The organism is Cyanobacterium sp. Dongsha4, assembly GCF_036345015.1.
Lineage (GTDB): Bacteria > Cyanobacteriota > Cyanobacteriia > Cyanobacteriales > Cyanobacteriaceae > PCC-10605.
In genome coordinates, this window is record NZ_CP084098.1 from 2,517,713 (window position 1) to 2,536,027 (window position 18,315).

General features: G+C 37.1%; 4 protein-coding genes and 1 tRNA gene. 4 read left to right on the top strand and 1 reads right to left on the bottom strand.

The window, feature by feature from the left end; genetic code table 11:
* The first annotated feature begins 196 nt into the window (after window positions 1–196).
* From Dongsha4_RS11045 to proB, 3 genes are all read left to right on the top strand, one after another.
* The gene (locus tag Dongsha4_RS11045; RefSeq protein WP_330202445.1) at window positions 197–3,301 is read left to right on the top strand and encodes an efflux RND transporter permease subunit; all 3,105 of its coding nucleotides are present in this window, start codon (window positions 197–199) and stop codon (window positions 3,299–3,301) included.
* Window positions 3,302–3,448: 147 nt separating this feature from the next.
* Window positions 3,449–3,521 (top strand) — tRNA-Phe (locus Dongsha4_RS11050).
* A 285-nt stretch (window positions 3,522–3,806) separates the two neighbouring features.
* A complete protein-coding gene (proB, locus tag Dongsha4_RS11055) occupies window positions 3,807–4,919 on the top strand; it encodes a glutamate 5-kinase (RefSeq protein WP_330202446.1) in 1,113 nt (370 codons plus the stop codon).
* A gap of 195 nt (window positions 4,920–5,114) precedes the next feature.
* Here the strand turns inward: proB and Dongsha4_RS11060 are convergent, their stop codons facing one another.
* Window positions 5,115–6,365, bottom strand: a complete 1,251-nt coding sequence (locus Dongsha4_RS11060; protein WP_330202447.1) for an L-lactate MFS transporter — start codon at window positions 6,363–6,365, stop codon at window positions 5,115–5,117.
* 360 nt (window positions 6,366–6,725) lie between these two features.
* Between Dongsha4_RS11060 and Dongsha4_RS11065 the strand changes: the two genes are divergently transcribed.
* Window positions 6,726–18,161 carry a Calx-beta domain-containing protein gene (locus Dongsha4_RS11065; protein WP_330202448.1) on the top strand — a complete coding sequence of 3,812 codons (11,436 nt, stop codon included), beginning with the start codon at window positions 6,726–6,728 and terminating at the stop codon, window positions 18,159–18,161.
* Window positions 18,162–18,315 lie beyond the last annotated feature (154 nt).

The following is an 18,315-nucleotide window of genomic DNA, read 5'->3' on the forward strand; positions in this document are numbered from 1 at the left end:
AAAAATCACCGGAAAAAGGTTTCTAATTTAAACCTAGCACTGTTTATTGAAGATAAAAATAAAATGTTAATAAAAAATTATTTCAAATTGGTTACGAAAGAAGAAACGATATTTACTTTGTTATAATTTCCCTAGGTTTGTTTACAAAAATTAACACTAAAAGCGACTGCATCCATATAGCCTAAATTATAAGTCTATGTCATTTCACCTTTCTACTTGGTCTGTTAAAAATCCTGTTTCCGTCCTAGTTTTATTCCTTTTCTTTAGTATTTTTGGTCTTTTTTCTTTTTTTCAACTAGGAATAAATGATCAACCTAATGTTGATGTGCCTGTAGTTCAAGTTACCATAACCCAAAGGGGGGCGGGGCCTGAAGAGCTAGAATTTCAAGTAACGCAAAAGGTAGAAGATGCAGTGTCTAGCGTCAATCTTATCGATAGTATTTCTTCAACGGTTAATGATGGGCGTTCGGTTACTACTATTAATTTTGAACTAGAAGCGGATGCAAATCAAGCTACTAATGATGTACGTAATGCTATTGCTCAAATTCGTCAGGATTTACCCGCAGATATAAACGAACCCATTGTCCAAAAATTAGAGTTTGCTGGAGGTGCGATCGCAACTTATGTAGTATCTTCAGAAAAAAGAAGTGTGGATGAATTAACCGATTTAGTAGATCGTCGTATTGCTAGGGATTTGGCAAACGTTGATGGAGTAGCACAGGTAAACAGAATTGGAGGCAAAGATAGAGAAGTTAGAATCGACTTAAATCCTAGCCGTTTACAGGCTTATAATATCACTGCCACAGAAGTAAATGAACAAGTACGCAATCTAAATCTTAACTTATCTGGGGGGCGATCGAATCTAGGAGAAGGAGAACAAAATATTCGTACCATTGGCAGCGCCCAAACCGTCAGAAGTTTAGCGAATTATCCCATTATTCTCAGTAACGGTGATACCATACCCTTAAAAAATTTAGGAGAAATTAGAGATGGTTTTGCCGAAGCCCGTCAATCAGCTTATTTGGATAACGAGGCTGTAGTAGGTTTTTCTATTTTACGCAGTACAGGAAGCAATCTTGTCACCGTCGCCGATAGTGTCGAAAAAAAACTAGAGCAAATTAAACAAAATCTTCCTGATGACATCAACATAGAACTAATTTTCACCCGTGCCACCGCCATCAGAAATTCTTATGAAGGTACTATTGGCTCTTTAATTATTGGTTCAATTTTAACGGTAATTAGTGTCGGTATTTTTCTGCGGGATATTCGAGCAACTTTAATTACAGGTTTAGCCCTACCATTATCTATCATTCCCACCTTTTTGGTGATGCAAGTGCTTGATTACACCCTCAACGGTATGACATTACTAGCTTTAGCTTTGGCTATGGGTAATTTAGTTGATGACGCTATCTGTATGATTGAAAATATTGACCAACATTTAAACATGGGCAAAAAGCCCTATCAAGCGGCAATGGATGCGGCAAGGGAAATCGGTTTGGCGGTAGTGGCTACCACAGCAACTATCGTGGCAGTATTTTTACCCGTTGCCTTTATGGGGGGAGTGCCGGGGCAATTTTTCCAACCTTTTGGGGTAACAGTAGCGGTTGCAACTATGTTTTCTACCCTTGTGGCAACTACCATGACTCCCATGTTAAGTGCCTATTTGCTTAAATCTAAACCTGTTCACAAACGATACAATCATCATGATATAAACCCTTCAGGAAAATGGCATCCTTATCGTGGCCTGTTGAAATGGGCGTTGCGTAATAAAATTTCAACCCTTTTAATTGCCTTCATCTTCTTCATAGGTAGTTTACAGTTAATCCCTTACATTCCTAAAGGTTTATTTACTGAACCAGATCAAGGTTTGAGCTTAGTAGAGGTAGAATTACCTCCGGGAGCAAGTTTAGAAAACACAGAAAGAATAGTCTTTGATGTTACTAACAAGTTAACAAGTCAAAGTGCAGTAGAAAATGTTTTAGCAAATATTGGCGAAAATGATGTCAGTAATGCTTTATTATACGTCAACTTATTACCTAAAGAAGATCGGGATGTTAGTTTACAGGACTTTCAATCACAGATGCGTCCTATATTTAAACATATACCGGGAGCAAGAGTTACTTTTCGCTCTCAAGGGGCAGGGGGCGGAAGTAAAGACCTTACTATTGTCTTAAAAAGCGATGATGGGCAAATTTTGACCGAAACTGCCCAAGAATTGGAAAAACAAATGCAGTCTATCCCCGGATTAGTGGAAGTATCTTCCAGTGCTAGTTTAGTTAAACCAGAAATAATAATTCAACCAGACTTAGCAAAAGCAGGAGATTTAGGAGTTTCTGTAAATGCGATCGCTCGTACAGCTTCTTTAGCTACCATTGGCGATAATGATTCTAATTTAGCAAAATTCAATCTGCGCGATCGGCAAATTCCCATAAGAGTGCAAATTAATCCGGAATATCGTCAAAACATAGAAACCATCAAAAACTTAAAAGTACCTACCAACGATGGCTCATTAGTCACCTTAGATAGCGTTGCTTCCATTCGTTTAGCCACAGGCCCTGCAGAGATTCAACGCTACAACCGACAAAGACAAGTAGAATTAGGAGCGAATTTACAAGGTATTTCCCTCGGTGATGCCCTAGACGCTGTGAAAGCCTTACCTATTATGAATCCTCTGCCTTCTGAAGTATCAGAAGAACCCGCAGGAGATGCAGAAATTATGAGAGATGTATTTACCCGTTTCCTGAGTGCGGTATTTTTAGCCATTAGCTGTATTTATGCCATTTTAGTCTTACTCTATGGTAATTTTCTTTATCCCTTTGCAATTCTTGCCGCTCTCCCCCTTTCCATTGGTGGTGCATTATTAGGATTGTTAATCACTCAAAAAGAATTAGCCTTATTTGCCCTAATTGGGATTGTCTTGTTATTAGGTTTAGTGACTAAAAACGCTATTTTATTAGTGGATTTTGCCCTCTCAGGGATGAAAGAAGGAAAATCTCAACGAGATGCTGTTATTTATGCAGGCGTTTCTCGATTACGCCCCATTGTTATGACCTCTATTTCAACTATTGCAGGAATGTTACCTATCGCCTTAGCTTGGGGAGCAGATGGAGAAGTCAGAAGTCCAATGGCGATCGCTGTTATTGGTGGTTTTACAACTTCCACTCTTTTAACATTAATCGTTGTCCCTGTAATTTTTTGTTATGTGGATAACTTTATTCACTGGCTAAGTAAATTATGGAGAAACGAACAAGCAGAGGAAGTACAACAAGTTTTAAACTTAGAGGAAACTCTAAATAAATAAAATAACTGACGTTACGCAGTCAAATGAGAAATTAAGGTGGATAGTGCGTAACATCCGTAAAATAATGTGGAGAAATTTATCAGAAAACCACAAAAAAAACTTGCCAAAACAAAAACTAATCGTTAGAATATAGAAGTGACCAAAAACGGCAGGATAGCTCAGTTGGTAGAGCAGAGGACTGAAAATCCTCGTGTCGGCGGTTCAATTCCGCCTCCCGCCATACTCTATATCCACACAGTAGATAAATAATTTTATGCTCTCTACTAAATATCAGTTGCTAGGTAGAATAACGCATTTTAGAGATTAACATAGCAGAAAAATTTAAGTAATAATCATGTGTAAAATTCCTAAGTAATTTCTAGTTGATTAGTTATTAGAAGAAAACTCAAAGATACCATTAATCTTGTTTGTGTGAACGTTTGCTCTTGCCTTTGACCACAACATAAATTACACAACTCAGATAGGATTGCTATATTTATTCATTGTTCATAATTTTAATTTTTCTATGTCCAAAACTATAGTTGTCAAAATTGGCACTTCTAGCTTAACCAGACTGGAAACAGGTAATTTAGCCCTTTCAACTATTGCTAGTTTAGTGGAAACTCTCACAAATTTACGTCAACAAGGTAATCGGGTTATTCTCGTTTCTTCTGGAGCTGTAGGAGTAGGCTGTGGGAGACTTTGTTTGACTGAACGCCCCCGTAATATTAACATAAAACAAGCGATCGCAGCCGTTGGACAAGGAAGACTAATAAGAGTTTATGATGATTTATTTAGTAATCTCGGACAACCCATCGCCCAAATTCTCTTAACTAGAAGGGATTTAATGGATAGAAACTCTTATGTGAATGCAAATAATACCTTCAATGCTTTATTTGAGTTAGGAGTAATTCCCATCGTCAATGAAAATGATACTGTTGCTACGGATGAATTGAAATTCGGTGATAATGACACCCTTTCCGCATTAGTAGCGAGTTTAGTAGAAGCGGATTGGTTGTTTTTATTAACGGATGTGGACAAACTTTATTCGGCAGACCCTCGTATTGTACCCTCTGCTGTTCCCATTGATCTAGTTAATAGTGACGAATTTGCCCAACTGGAAATAAATGTTAGTGAAGGAGGTAGTGGTTGGGGTACTGGTGGTATGATTACAAAGTTAAGGGCGGCAAAAATTGCTTCTAGTGCTGGAGTAACAACGGTTATCACTAACGGAAAAACACCCTATAATATTAGCAAAATTATAGCAGGAGAGGCGATCGGAACAAAATTTACGGCTCAACCAAAAACAGAAAATGCCCGTAAACGTTGGATAGCGAATGGCTTGGTTTCCACTGGTAGAATTCATTTAGATAATGGGGCAGTTAATGCTCTTTGTAAACAAGGAAAATCTTTACTGGCGGCTGGAATTACTACTATAGAAGGCAATTTTAGCGTTTCTGATGCTGTTGACCTAATCAATTCTCAGGGAGAGATTATCGGCAAGGGTATTGTTAATTATAGTTATGATGATTTAGATTTAGTCAAAGGGCAAAAATCAGCCAATATTTCCCAGATTCTAGGTTATCAAACCCCTGACACTGTTATTCATCGAGATAATTTAGTTATTTTTGATAATTGACTCTATTTCGGGATAAATTTTCATCTATAAGTGATGGCGAAAAGGGCAAGGGGCAAAGTTAAAAGGGCAAAGGGCAAGGGGCAAAGGTAATAAACCATTAGTAATTATTAACTTCAGCACTTTAAGAATTAGTTTCTTCTAATCCTCTAACACAATACCCCTAACTCGCTTCTCCTCCAATCTTCCAAACCTCTATTACTCGCTGTAATCTTTTGAGCTAGGGGGACTTTTGAGGGCAAATTGGGCGATGAAAATACCAATAATTCCTAAGAAACCCATAATATAAAAGCCATAAGTATAACTGCCAAACAAATCTCGCATTTGTCCGACAAATACTGTGCCAATCAATGCACCCATACCATAAGCGGTAAAAACAATACCATAGTTTTGAGCATAGTTATCAGGATTAAAAAATCGGAGTGTCATTGTTGGTGCCATGGCTAACCATCCTCCTAAGCAAAACCAAAATAGGCAAAAGGCAATTAAATAAGTCGTAATATCTCCTGCTTGAGCGGAAATCATAAGGGTACAAGCTATAATTATTATAGTAAAAGATGCGATCGCAACTTGACGAGGGGAAAAACGATCTGTTAACCATCCAAATAAAGGGCGACTAATGCCATTAAATAAAGCAAATAGAGAAACACTCCGAGCGGCAAAATTAGAATCAATCTGGATAATTTCTTCCCCCACAGGGCTAGAAATTCCAATGGCACTCAAACCCACTAATGCACCAATGGCATAACAAAACCATAATCCATAAAAAGAAGTAGTTTTTAACATGGGAGTGTAGTTAACCATAACAGAAGCATTATTTACAGACGTAGAGGAAAAAGAGAGATTCCAATGGGAAGGTGGTAACTTAAGTGCGATCGCCATTGTGGAAATAATGAGAATAAAAGTAATCCCTAAAATTCTTAAGGTTGAGTTAACTCCATAAGAGATAATTAATTGATTAGATAAAGGTGCACTAATAAGTGGAGAAAGTCCAAAGCCAATGATTGTTAAACCTACCGCCAAACCTTTTTTATCAGGAAACCATTTCGCTACCACAGCCATCGGCACACCATAGGCAATACCCACCCCCGCACCAGCTATTACACCATAACTAAGAGTCATTAAAGTAATATTAGGAGCAAAACTAGCCAAAATATAGCCTATACCAACTATTAACCCTCCTATGGCGGTCATAATTCTTGTGCCAATTCTAGTAATAAAAAAACCAGTAATGGGCATTAAAATTGAATAAGACAATAAGCCGATCGTGTAAGGCAATAAACTTTCCGTCGCAGTTATATTTAATTCTGTTTCCAGAGGTTTGCGAAAAATACTCCAAGAGTAAACACTGCCCAAACAAAGCAAAACGATTATCCCCACAGGAATTAATAACCATCTACCTTGTTTTGCAGGAAGGTTAAATAATTTTAAATCTACGCAACTATCCATTTAATCAGTTAAGTAAATGTATATATCATTTATCTTAATCGATTTATAGGCAATGAGTGATATAAACTTTTTGATCTTTCACTAACCTGAGTTCGGGATAAATTTCTATCTATTTTATCTATTAGTGATGGCGAAAAGGGCAAAGGTAAATAAAATAGCTGATAATTAATAACTCCGAACTTTTAACCCTTTTCTCCCTAACACTAAGAAAGCCTATACCTTAATTCAGGAACCCCGAATGATCTAATTCGGTGTTATTTGCCTATTTCATCGAATATTAAGATACATAAATAGCTTTTTATTTCTTGAGTTATTATGTAATAGCTTTTAATTAGTAACTTTAGAGTCAAATATAAATGTATGGCGATCGACCTCTCTTCCGGGCTTTCTGCAATCGCAGTGGATTCTTTTTCTGGTAAAACTCATATTGTTTGGGTTGATAATGGATTTCTCTGGCACGCTGTTTATGATGAGAATGCACAGAAGTGGGTTGAAGGTGAAAGCATCGCTTATATTGGCTCTGGAAAAGTCACAAATCTCAATTTAGTTGCTGATAGTCTTGTCAAAAGTGGAGATAGTTCTTCCCATGGCTTAGTAATAACTTGGCAACAAGGAGAAGACAATGATTCTGATATTTACTACACAAGTGGAAGATACGTCACTGATGGGGAACTCCAATGGTTAAACACACCTCAACCTTTAACCTCAGATCATGTCGCTGATCTTGACTCAGAGATTCTTTTTAGACCAGATACCGCTAGTAAGGGGATCTTAGTTGTAGAATCAAAAATAAATACTGAAAATGCCGACAACCTAGGAATAACAGAAGACTCAGATCTATATATACAGCAATTCTCTGTTACAAGCGACTTATTCCCAACCTATACAAGTCCTTATTTAAAAACTTCCGATAGTAGAGCAGTACAACCAGATTTAACAGTAGATTTACCCCCCACTGACGAGGAAGATAAAAGCAACTCTGACAGTGAGGCTTATCAAGGTTTAGGTACTAGCTGGAATGTCTCTTTAGAATTCAGTTCATCAGATATTAAAGATTGGGGTCTTTATAATGCTGTTCCTGATAATGTAATCCTTCAGGGTCTTACAGAAGGATTTTTTAAGGATGTTACTATCTCTGGTGCTATCAAAGGTAGTAACCAACTCACTTTAAGTTCTTTTGGACAGGACGCTGCCGTTGGTGATTTAAGTTTAGACTTAAGTGCATCGGGAAGCTACGGGAAAAAAGTAGGTGATGAATTTAATTATCCTTGGGAAGACTACCGAGATCCTGATTCTTTTAGCATTATAAATACAAACGACGAAGAATTTTTTTTACAAGGTGCAGGAGGTTTGGTAGTTAGCCAGAAAAAACAGAACAAAGTTACAGTAACTGTTAATTTAGGAACTAATTATAAATATGCTTCTCAAGATCCTTTTAACCTCAAATCCATAACCAATAGTTTTGGTATTACCGTAGGACTTGTGAATATTCCCATTGTAACTAGAGAACAAACTTATGGTTGGGGGGATATAAAATTTTCAGGCAGTTTAGGTTTTAATACCAGTCTTAAATATGTACCAACAGATAACTCAGGCAATTATTACCCAAAAAATCTATATCCAGGTTTATTTTCTATTGGTGCAGGAACTGGTACAGCTGTGGCAGGAGGAGTCATCACGGGTTTAGTTTTAAAGGGAGCAAAAGCAGGAAGTATTGCTTATGTCGGGCTATTAGGAACAACTGTTGCAGCAACGATGGCAGGATTTATCAACGGTTTTGCTTCAGGTTTAGATCTTGATTCAGGTGTAGTTACTTTCCCCATCATCAGCACTTCCATAACTGGGACACTAAGTCCTCCCAGTCCTAAACCTACCAGCACAGGTCAAGTTCAAGGTCTGCCTTTCCCCGCTGTCATTCTAAAAGGCGGAGTTGATATGAGCTTTGGCTGGGGACTAACTCCCAAAGATCCTAGTGTCTTTAACTTAGCTTTTCCTCTGTCTGCCACCTTGAAGTTATTTGGACCATTAAAAGTCGGGTTCGGAATCAAACCGAGCTTTAAATGGACTATGATTGATAGTAATGTCACAGAAAGTCTTCCCAAAACAACAATTAATGGTAACGATAATCTTCCTGCTTCCGTAGAAGGTTCCTTACTAACCATTGACTTAAAGCAAGAATATGCAACCCTTCCAGAAGCGGATGATTTTACAGTCAAAGTTTTTGACATTTCCGCAGAGGATAGTAATGATTTCACCGTAATTCCTGTTTTTAACGTTGTCCCTGGAAAAACAAAAACCCAAATAGTATTGCAGTTAGAACAGGAAATCTCTCCCTCTCTTAATTATGATTACACAACTTCTGATGACCCAACTCCCACTTCCGACCAAATTAGAGTGGACTTTAACAACCAAGAACAAGTAAAAGATATTCAGGGTAATACCATCCCTTCTTTTGTTAATGTCGAAGTAGAAAACAATACCCCTATTACTAACAGTTATTCTTATCGACCTACCAGTGGTACAGACGAAAATTATAATTATCCCACCCTTAAATTAGATTTTACAGTGCCTCTGGACACTAATAATGTTCCAAACCCTAGCCAGTTCTCCGTCACTTTGCGTTCTACGGGTAACCCCATTACTGGTAGTATTCAAGGAGTTTTAGTAAAAGAAAATCAAGTTACTTTGCTATTTGATTCATTCACTAAAAACACAGATCTTCAAGATGTCACCGTAAAATACAATAATCAGTCCGCCACCGATCAACAATTAAAACAACCTGATTTTATTGACGAAAATGGCGATACCGTGAAAGGTGAAGTTATTTCTTCTTTCGAGATTAATAACGGTTTAAATGCCCAAGTGTCTCAGTCTGTTATTATCATAGACGATCTCAACCCCTCAACTTCCCTAAATCCGTCTCTAACTCAGAGCAACGTAACTGTCTTGGCAGACGGAACAAACTATTTGGTAACAAACATCGAACAACAGGGAAACACCACAATTTTATATCTCAACGACAGCATTCCTGCGAATACAGAAACCACAATAACTTATGGTACAGGCACTCAGAGTTTGAAAATAGATTCCCAAGTGTCCGCATCTGTTCCCCCTGCTATAGACACAACTGCCTTTTCCAGCCAAATCAATTTCGATTATGGACTGGAAGGGACTCCTGTACTAGCTCAAACTTCCCTCAATAGCATTTTAGCCGCTTGGATATCCGAAGTTCCTCTGATTACCCCTATTGCGGCTTTTATCAGAGGACGAGAAGTAACCCTCACTTTTGCAGATCCAATTGATAATAAAACTCAAAATCAGGATGTTCCTCCAAATCCAAAATTTACGGTCAGTGATGGTACAACGAATTATCAATACTCCAACAATGTAGAAATCAAAGGAAATTCTTTAGTCATTACTTTACAAGAAGTTCCCCTACAACCTTCTCAAATCAAAGTTAGTTATGAACAGGATAAAACTAACATCAACAACAACTATCACTTCAGCGATTCAACTAATACGAAGTTATGGATAGATGACTTTTTTCAATTCCCCGTTGAAGTGGGTTCAGGCATTAATGATAGTCCTAATATTATAGGTGCCGCCTCTATGATCGGCTATAGCAACAATAATCAAGAATTTTTCAACTTGATCACCCTTGTTTTTGACCAAGATGTCACAACTGCAAATAATTCAGAATTTCTGGTAGAAAGCAATGGAGTCAAATTTGATGTTGTTGATAATACCAATGTTGATGGTAGAAATACTCTCATCTTAAAAGCTGTACCCAGTCAAGATAATGAACAAGAAGATATACCCCTGATTGGTGCTGGGGATGTGGTAACGGTAACATATCAAGGAAATACCCTAAAAGCAAAAGCAAATAATAACATTTTTGTTACCCCTTTTACTCAATCAGTTATAACTGCACCACCCGAACCGACAACAGTTTTAAAATACGGTTTTGGTCCAGTAGGAAATAATTTTCTAAGCAGTGCAGAAAGTATTTTAGGCTCTAGTGGTTTAAACTTTGACCCGACAGTTATATATGATGATGCAACAAAAAATAACGTCATAGCTTGGATCCATTCAGAAAATGATGGAATTGATAACTCCAATTTAATTGCAGGGGAATATTATACCGATGAAGACGCACAAGATAGTATTACAAACAACTTAGTTAACTCGGATGTTTATTTTGCTATTTATGATAGTCAAGGAAACAGAAGCATTGCCGCACCAATTGCTCAGACTGATGGTTCTGATGGAAGTGTAACTCTGGGTAAAGGACCAAACAATCAAATTATGGCAGCATGGTTAAATGTGGACGATGACAATATTGCTGAGATTTATTGGTCTAGTCTAAACTATGTAAATGGTAAACCTTTATGGAGTGAACCGGAGATGCTATTTGAGGCATCTTCTCCAGACCCTTTAACGGAACTTCGTATCAATTCTTTGAATGGACAACCAGCAGTATTTTGGACGGAATCAAAACCTCTTTCCTATTCCAATTTAACAACTTCAGAATCACCTCTGGTTTATTTTCGCCTTTCCGAATCTTATGGTACTGTTGCTATTAATGAGGGAATATGGGGAGATAATGCCGATGGAGTATATGAAGGAAATATTCAATATCAAGAGGATGGAGCCTTAAAGAATTTAGAAGACGGAACAGGAGATGCCAATGAGGCAGTAAAGTTTGAACCCGGTTCAAGTATGACAGTCCCCAATGATATTTTTCTTTACAGTAACTCATTTTCCGTAGATTTCTGGTTTAAAGTCGATAATACACCCTCTGGAATTATTAATTTAGTGGATTTGAAAAATCTAGCAAGTATTAGCTTAAATGGTAATACTCTATCTCTGAATTTGTCTTTAGAAACACCTATATCTTTGACAAAATCATTGGACAATGAACTATTGAAATCTCAAGAATGGATTTATGTTAGTGCAACCTACGATGGGGAACAAGAAATAGCAACCCTATATGTAAATGGTCAACCGGTTGCAACTCAAACGGGAATAACCTTCGACTCTTTCCTTATTTTTAATGAGGATTTGACAGGTTCAGCTAATTATTTCACAAATATTATTCTTGCAGGGGAGACAAATCAAGAAACGGTATATTTAGATGAAGTTGCTTTCTATGATAGTGTTCTAAGTTATAGTGAATTAACTATAGATGATTACTTGAATGACCCAGATTTAACAGGTTATCAAATACAAGAAATACTCTTTTCCTCAAACGATATTGGATCCAAATATGAAGCCCAATATACAACACCAGTAGTTTCTGGTCCGCAGACTTACTATTTGGTCTATGATTCTGAACAAGGAGAATGGGAAAATAGTTCTTTTGCTATTGATCCTAGTTTAAAAATAGTTCCCACCACCTTAGCCGATGCTAATCTTAGAAAATGGGATGTAGTTTCCAATAAAAATCAAACTGATGATCGTATTTCTCCTGACGGTAATGAAGACACCCTTTATGAAATTAATTTAGGATCATTTGGGATAGTTTCAGGTTTAACAGTAACAGCGATACAAATAGAAGCTAATGGTTCTGTATGGAGTGTCGGTAGTGGTACAACAGGAAGGCAGTTAGGGGTCATTCAAGGTAATAATTTATTAAATAATTTAACGTCTGGAATGGGCAATGAGTTTAGTCATAAGGTGTTAAGTAATGCGGAAACATTGATTTTAGCTGTTGATGGTGGCTCTAGTTTTTCTTTTCCTGATCTGGCAAACATAACAGTGAAAACAGAAACTGATTCGATAACAGGTACAGCCCAAAAGGTAACATCAGACGGACAACCAGTGTCTCCTGGTTCTGCTCCCGTAATCGGAGTAGCAACAGTTTCGGAGGCCAATGATTATAGTTTAGCAAATATTGATAGTGGTTTTGTTATTGATACAACTAATCCTGCGGTGGGTGCAGTAATTGTTAATGGCAATATTAATGGACAAAAATTAGATGACTCAAGCCCTGCCAATCAACTTATTGTCGGCAATCGTGGTTATGTGGATGATAAGGGACAACCAAAAAATAAAGGTTCTATTCAAGTTCTTTTTCCTGGTTCAGGTGGTGAGTTGGATATTTATAATGGTAAAGTCAAAGATGCTCCTCCTAATCCTTTAACTCCTCCAGATCCAAAATTTGCCAGTGGAGTTGTTGCCAAAGAATTTACCATTACGGGAATTGAAGATTATGGCGATTCTTATGGGGATTTTCCTTGGACTATGACAATGGCTGACTTGAATAAAGATGGTTTTGATGATTTTATTATTGCTACGCCTAATGTCAACAATAAACAGGGAGTGGTTTATGTTATATATGGTTCTCAGAATTTTAAACCAGGAACAAGCATAGATCTTACTAATGGTAAAATCCCTAGCAATGCCCAAGGATATATAATTCAAGCACCTCAAGAGGATATAGAAAATTATCTCCTATTCGGTTTTTCTGTTGATGTGGGTAATTTTGATGGAGATGGTAAACTAGACATTATTATTGGTGCACCGGGGGCAAATGAACAAAAGGGAAATGTTTATGTTTCTTACGGTAAGGATGCAGGACTCAATGGGGGAACAGTCAGAGCTAAGAGTATTTATCGATCGCAACAAATGGGAGAACTGGCCGGTTATGCTGTAGCTGTTTCTACTGCTGTTGATGGGGGTTCAAAAAGTTTTACTGGTAATAGTTCTGATGATGTGATTATTGGTGCCCCTGGTTTTAATGCCACTATTACGAACTTATGGGATGGTTATAATGGATTGCCGAAGGGAGCAAATGATCAGGATAGTTTCCCCAGTACTGATACGGCACAAGTAGGTAAGACTTATATTTTCAAGAGTAATGGTGGTGTAAATAATACTTTCATGACTGATCCCACTTTTACTTATCAGGGTTCGGATCAACCTTCGTCTAAAAATGGAACTGCTTATGATTCATTAGCTGGAAGTGTTTTAACTAGCGATGATTGGGATGGAGATGGTATTAAAGATTTAGCTATTTCTGCTCCCACTGGCAACGATGGTAATGGTTTGGTTTATATATTAAAAGGTGGTAAAGCAGGAGTTGTTACAAATAACAAATTGGATGGCGTGGCTGATTTAACAATTGTCGGCGGTTTACCCAATGGTCAGACAGGAACTGTAATTACCTCGGTTGGGGATGTTAATCCTCCTTCTCAAAGTAAAGGGTATGCCGATTTATTGATTACTACACCCCAGGGAATTTTTGGAACTGGTCAAAGTCATATAGTTTTTGGTTCGGGGGAATTTTTTGACAATAAAACTTTTGAACTCAATGCCGTAGAAAATGGAGATAAAAAAACGGTTGTGCTAAATGGAATTTCTCCTTATCAATTATCAGGCAATTCTGGTTCTGGCATTGGTGATATTAATGACGATCAAGTTAATGATTTAGTTGTTTCTACTCCCTATGGCAACCAAATTTCTACGGTTTATGGTCATCCTTGGTTGGCAGATATAGGAGGATTGAAATTAGCCTATCTTTCTTCCACGAATGGATTTGTCATTGATGGTAACAGTTATGTTGTTAATTCTGTTCCTCTTGCTGGTAATGGTAGAACTTCCACTATGTTGGGAGACATTAATGGGGATGGTGCTGCTGACGTTTTTTCGGGAGGTCAAAGACAAGGCGCTGTAATTGTTTTTGGACAAGGTTCCCAGAGTTTGTCTGTCAATCAAAATGATCTGGTGATTTCTAAGAATTTTGGAACTGGAGACTCTGGTCTATCTGGAGACCAAATCCCAATATCGGGTGATTTCAACGGTGATGGACTGATGGATTTCATTCTTAACGTGACTGATAGTAATGGTAATGATGTTGCTTACTATCTGATTTTGGGAAATTCTAGTCTTAGTTCTTTAAATACCCTAAAACTTTCTCCAGATATTGGCATTCCCTATTATGATTTTAGTAATGGGAAAGTAAATAGTGTTAGTGTTAATGCTTATAGAACAGGAGATGTAAACGGAGATGGTTATGATGATATTCTTTTCAAACAAATACCTATCAGTAACGGTTCTCAGACATCTTATTCTATGTATTGGGGTAATCAAGAAGGAAGTTTTACGGCAAAAGATTTTACACCTTTATCACTGGATAAACAAGAGGTTCGGGGAGGTGGAGATGTTGACGGAGATGGCTATAGTGATTTAATAAAACTTATTAGAGGTGCTGAAACTTCCACCAGTATTGGTAACACGGCAAATTATTCATCCTCCTTGGGTCCTTCTAATATCCGATTTAACGAACTTAAAACTTTATTTGGTAACTCTACACGCAAACTGACTGAAGCACAAAATCAACTTGTTAATACTTCGGGAAATGTTTTTTATGGTACGGCAAATGGAAAAAGTACAAATACTTCTTCTATGGGAGATTTTAACGGAGACGGAATCAATGACTTAATAGTGGGTAAAGACTCGTCTTCATTGTTACAGGCTTGGAAGAGTAATGATGATAATAAAATTAGATGGAATTATTATGATTATATTACCAACGAAATGCTAGTTCCAAAATTGGATATGGGACAAAATTCAACTGCATCGCCTAGTCTTGCTTCTTTTAAAGGTAAGAGTTATATGGCGTTTGAGGGAGACAGCAGTAATAGTATTTATATTTTTAGTTTATCTCAGGATGGTAATAATAAATGGTCAGGTATAAAATTAAGCGATAAATATCAAACGACTGCGGGACCGAGCTTAGTTAGTACAAGCGATTTTCTTTACCTTGGTTTTAAAGGAAAAAGTACAAGTAATTTTTATATATCTTCTTCACAGAATGGAACTACATGGAGTTTACCCGTAACAGACAATTCTAGTAAAATCAATATAAAATCTGGCCCTGTCAGTCTTGCTGCTTCTGGAGATAATTTATATCTAGCATGGCTTGGGAGTGATAATAGTATCAACATCAGTTATTTGAAAAATCCTTCTGATCCTAATTCTTGGGCTAGCACTAAAACTCAATTGTCATCGAGTTCGGGCATTTCTCCATCTCTAGTCTCTCTTAATGGCAAACTTTATTTAGCTTGGAAAGAGAAAGATAATTTCACTTATTGGGCCAGTACTGATACAAGCACAGATGTGACACAGCTTTTTAGTAATGCTCAAAAAAATCTTGCTTTTGGCTCTAATGTTGTTGGGGGAACAAGTAGTAGTGGTCCTACTTTGACTGCTAGTAATGGCACTCTTTATATGTCTTGGGCTTATAATGGCAAAGACAGTGATTTGACAGATTTGAAAGTTGTTAATAATGGCGAGGGTCTGACTGGTTCTTTAACAAATGGTATTCTTTATTCAGCTTTAATTAATGGTCAGTGGCAAACTCCCATTCGCTATGGTCCTCATACAAGTGGTTCCAGACCAACTTTAAACCCTCAAATCAGTGGCGCTGAAGTTTCTGTGGTTATGGGAAGTCCAGATGTTGAAAATAATGGTTCAACTTCCAACGTGCAAATAGGATATTTTTCCGCTATTGATCCTTACAACTCATCTAATGTTGATAATACTAAGTTACGTCCTGATACTTCTCTAGCTAATGAACTAACTTATATCGGGGATGTAAATGGAGATGGATTTGACGATATTTTAATTAATCAACCACAAGGTGTTGTCAACTCTAATTCAAATACAGGAATAATGTATGTGGTTTTTGGTACTGATAGTCAGGAAAAAATAGATTTAAACGAGTTGATAGCAAATCAGTTTGGAGGGAGTTCTGATAAGGGATTTGTGATTACTGGTCTTCCCAATAGTCAGTCTGGCATCTCTATTAGTGGGGGTGAGGATGTTAACGGCGATGGTTTTGATGATATGGTTATCGGAGCACCCGGTAATGATGATAATTTAACTTATGTGGTTTATGGGTCTGATTTCACCAATATTGTCAATCAAATTGGTACTAGCGGTAATGATATTATGCTTGGCAGTCCCACTGGAGAAACTTTTGTAGGAGATCAAGGAAGCGATCGCATCTATACTAATGGAGGTATTGATGTTGCTTATGGTGCTATGGGAGATGATTATATTACCGTCAGTGATATCTATTTTCGTCGCTTAGATGGAGGAGCAGGTAATGATGTTTTAGTGTTTGAGGGTTCAAAAGATCAGGATTGGGATTTAACCACTCTTTCTCCTGGACTGAGATTAAGAGATTTTGAAATACTAGTTACAGAGAATTATGGAGCAAACATACTGACATTGAACTCTTTAACTGTCACTCAATTATCCAGCAATAATATCTTGACGGTAGTAATGGATGAACAAGATACTTTAATGTTAAGCTCTGATTTTAGTCTTGTGATCGATAATCAAGGTAATCCTGATACCGTTTATCATTACAGTCGAGATTTTTATAAATATAAATCTAATAAGTCTGCGGCAACGATTTTGGTTAATATTAATAATGTTCCAGATCCTGCTCAAAGTGGAGTATCATTGACCAATATACCTCAAGACATTATTTATACTCCCTCAACAAATAACTCTGAACTATTAGAACAACAATCTAACATATCAACGGAATTTAGCAGTTTTCTTACTGTCGATGACGATTATTCAAGGGAGACTTTCAATTCCTTTGAAGAACAAGTTACTCAGTTATCTGTCTCAAGTCCAAAAGTATCAGAAGTGGATGAACAAGCCACCTTTACTATTCGTCGCACGGGAGATTTGAATAACTATCTTTGGGTTCAATATATTACACGAGATCGTGATGGTAAAGCAGGAAATCGTTATTTGCCGACTTTTGGAAGGGCTTTGTTTGAACCAAATCAAATGGAACAAACAATTACGGTTGATATTCCGAATGACGACGTTTATACGGGTGAACAACAATTTGAGTTATTAGTTTCTTCCATTGCGGAAGAAAAAACAAAAGAAGAACTCCCAACAAAAATAGAGGATTTATCTTATAACTACAAATTGACAGTTGATGCTAATGGGGAGCAAATCCGTCATTGGAGTAATTTATTGAGTAACCCTCTTCATGAACATAATTCATTAAATAAAATTCCTTTTGAGTTCAGGGTAACAACAACAAATGGACAAGCAGAAATTAAATTTTATCTACAAAGTGAGAAAAAAACTATTGTAGATTTTTCTCTTTTCAATGGAATTACAAACAAAATAGATAAAATTATTGATGATGGGGTTATTGTCAACAATAATCAGGGAATCTCGGTAGAGACATTTGACGAAGATAACGACAATTTTGCAGATGGAGTAATTATTAACATTGATGATAATAGTCCTTACGACTCTGATAGTAGTGAAAATGGCTTAATTTTTCAACAGGGATATTTAAGTTTTGAAGATACTTCAGAGGATCTTTTGAATACTCCTATGTATCGTTTCCGTACGGGTGATGCAACTTATATTTATGTAGGAGAAGAGGAAAGAGAAAGTATTTTAGAAGGGGGATATAATTTTGTGGAAGAAGGTGAAGCCTTTAAGGTTGCAACACAATTCAATGAACTTTTGAATCCTATTTATCGCTTCCGAAATAATGACTTTGTGGGAGCATATTTATATGCAGGAGAGGAAGAGCGTCAAAGTATTAGAGAAAACTATACCAATTTTATTGAAGAAGGTTTAGCATTCTATGTTTATGGTGCTGACGCTCAACAAGCCGATGACATTTACCGTTTTCAAACTCAACCAGGTGGATACATCTTTGTTGGAGAAGCGGAACGTGAAAGTATTTTAGAGGGAGATTACAATTTCACTGAGGAAGGAATAGCATTTGAGGCATTAAGCTAGTAGTCTATCAACTTTAATTTGAGGGATAAAGTTTCTTTAATTTAATACGAGCATGGCGTAATATTAACCTCAGTTCTGTTTAAGAATATCCGATAAGGTTAGGTGTCAGGTTTCAGGTTGCAGGTGTTAGGATTATGACCAGATGGTAAGAGAG